The organism is Okeania sp., from assembly GCF_983059655.1.
In genome coordinates, this window is sequence record NZ_CEZPJD010000887.1 from 1 (window position 1) to 3,060 (window position 3,060).

At 36.1% G+C, this 3,060-nt stretch carries 2 protein-coding genes; one reads left to right on the forward strand and one right to left on the reverse strand.

What is annotated here, in order from left to right; translation table 11 throughout:
- The coding region (locus AC3DU7_RS29790) for an inositol monophosphatase family protein (protein ID WP_488042857.1) at positions 1 to 239 on the forward strand (239 nt) is incomplete at its 5' end.
- Between the two features lie 1,037 nt (positions 240 to 1,276).
- Here AC3DU7_RS29790 and AC3DU7_RS29795 read toward each other — a convergent pair.
- Positions 1,277 to 2,731: an MlaD family protein gene (locus tag AC3DU7_RS29795; protein WP_488042858.1), complete on the reverse strand. Its 1,455-nt coding sequence runs from the start codon at positions 2,729 to 2,731 to the stop codon at positions 1,277 to 1,279.
- Positions 2,732 to 3,060 lie beyond the last annotated feature (329 nt).

The window sequence follows — 3,060 nt, forward strand, 5'->3', positions numbered from 1 at the left end:
CATCTGGGCAAGCTGCTTTATATTTGCGTTTGCCATCGCCGAAGTCTCCTAACTATCGGGAGAATATTTGGGATCATGCTGCTGGAGCGATCGTTGTGGAAGAAGCTGGGGGGCGTGTTTCCGATCTTTATGGTAAACCGTTAAATTTTGCGGATGGATCGAAAATGGTTGATAACCGTGGCGTGGTTGTTAGTAATGGGATAATTCACGACCAAGTTTTAGCTGCTTTGCAGGAATAGATATAGTTTTTCACGGAAGTCAAAATTCAAAAGTCAGTAGGGCGAACGGCTGTTCGCCCGTACAAAAGTAATCTATGACTAACTTTGAGCATTTATAAATGTCCGCGCTCTATTTGCGTAATTTGAAAGATAAGAGTCTATAGTTGTAGGGGCGAATGGCTATTTGCCCTTACTTAAGCATTGTATGACGATCGACAGAATTATATTACTCCGATTTCTCAGGAACCGTAGCCAATGGATTTTATATAATGTTGTTCAACCAGATTTGATATAATATCATGTCCGTTGGTATCGTTTGTGTATAAAGTTGGGGAAATATGTAGCGCCATACATATAAGGTTTTTCCTTCTCTTAAAGCTTCTTCCTTCTTCCTTCTTCCTTACCTTCTCTATACAATACCGATGCTACCTGACATGATATAACTGCATAATCGGCTTTATTACTTACAGCAGATTCCAAGTACGTGAAGTACAGATATTAACAATTAAATGAATGCAAGTGCGGGCAAAATGCCCGCAATGGGTGTATCTCACCAAAGTGGAATCCGCGATAAATTTTGATTCATAGAGCGATCGCTCATAGTTTTCTTCAACAATTAATAATTAGGGCTTGCTGATTAAATATAAAATAATTACCAGATAAAGGTTTTAGCCTTTTTAGCTGTTGAAAAAGTACACTATTTTCAGCTCTTCATGCTCAAAAAGTTAGCATTTTTAGCGCATACTATAGTTGAGAGTTGAGCAAAAAAATTCTCCCCTACTCCCCTATTCCCCCGCTCCCCTACTCCTTAAAAAAGACTTTTTCAGCAAACCCTAATTAATTTTTCTTACGCGAGCAAGATGCTAATTATCAAACATTAACCTGGCGGTTTTTATAATATCAAGTCCGGATAATTCCTTATGAAAAAACCTATCCTCCTATATAGGAAAAATATCTCTATTATCTCTACTCCTTACTCTGTATTCAACAGGACATAATAGACATCTCCAATAATAAATAATAAAAAATTCAATCAATTATCCCACAGAAATTATCAATTATTTTTCCCTACTCCCTGCTCCCTCTTGTCCAGAGATATCTAATTTACTAACTTCTGAACTACCACTATCTTTTAACAAAGTTTCAATATTTTTTGCCATCCGAGTTTGCTGCTCTAACTGCTTTGTTGAAGAAAATAAATCACCTAATCCATTAATAATTTGTTTAAGACTTCTCCTAAATCTATCATCCCCAGTTAAATCATCTAAATCTGATGTCATTTTCTGCACATTTTGAAATGTTGCTCTAGCTGAATCTAATGTTTGTTGCAACATAACTATATTTGTAGAACTATTTAAATCACTAGAAATATCTCTTAGATTAGCGGAAGTTTCTACAGCATTTGCTGATAATATTTCTAAATTACCAATCAATTCTCCTCTTTCTAAATCGCTAACTATCGGACTTAAACTTTCCATTAAAACTGCCAACTCTTCCGTCGTTTTCTCAATATTATCTAAAGTTGCTATAAGAGTAGAACGATTTGTATTAACAATTGAATTAATCTGCTCTGCTGTTAAACTAAATTTATTCGCTACTTCCTCTACAGAATTTGCCGAAGCGATCGCTGCCTCTGAAACTTTTGCTGTAGATTCTTCCATGGCTTTAGTCACATTTTCTATGCCATTAGAAATATCATTTACTTCTCTTTCTACAGTCTTAGTCAAAATATCTAAATCTCTCTCTACAGTATTAGTCAAACCACCTATTTCTCCTTCCAAAGTATTAGTCAAACCACCTATTTCTCCTTCCAAAGTATTAGTCAAACCACCCACTTCTGCTCTAAGAATTCCTGTTATTTCATCAACATCTTCTCTTAAATATTGACTTATACCTTGAACTTCTCCTCTAATAGTTTCTGATAAATCAGCCAGTTGTTTTGTGAGCTTAGAAGCTTCTGCAGAAGCATTAGCTGTATTTTCAGCAATTATTTTGACATTACTAAATAACTCTGGATCGCTATATAGATCGATTAAACGAATTCCTGCTCTTAATAGTTGTTGTATTTCTACACCTGCTTGCCCTTGTAAACGGTCATTATTACAGATAATTATTTCCGGACAATTAGAGGATAAAGGACCAGCAGAAATTTCTGATTCTGGTATTCTACCTCTAGGAGTAATATCTATCACCCCAGTACCAATAAATGAAGATGTATTTGCTTGAATAAACACATCTCGAGGAATAATTAAATCTTCAGGTTTAATTTCTATACTAATATCTACTCCATTTGGCCCTGGTTTAATTCCTACTACCTGTCCAACATTAATACCTCGATATCTAACCGATGTGCCTAACTCCATACTAGATGCACTTTCAAATTCCACTATTACCTTATAACTACGTTGGCCTAAGTTTACTCCCCTCAACCAAAGCACCAATACACCAAATAAACCTAGCCCTAACAAAGTTAATAAACCGACTGAACCTTCTCTAGCTGTTCGCGATCGCATAATTTCCCCAAAATTATCAATAAGCTATAGTTATATGTACCTGTTAAGTTTTTGCTCTAAATCTATTAATTTTTCTGACCTTTAACTAGCTATCAGCTTGGACGTTCCAGAATGCGACCCTTGCCAGCATTTAGCTGGAGCGCTAAAAAAAATCAAGGGTTTAAGTTCCCCACTATATTTGGAAAATTAGTGCTGCACCTTTTATGGGGGTTTGGATGCCCCATTATACACACCAGAGAAGCTGATGGCTGATAGCTGAGTGCTGAGTGCTACTTCAAACCTCTATCCAATACCTTAATTGGCCCATCTACACTACCTGTAAAAAATTG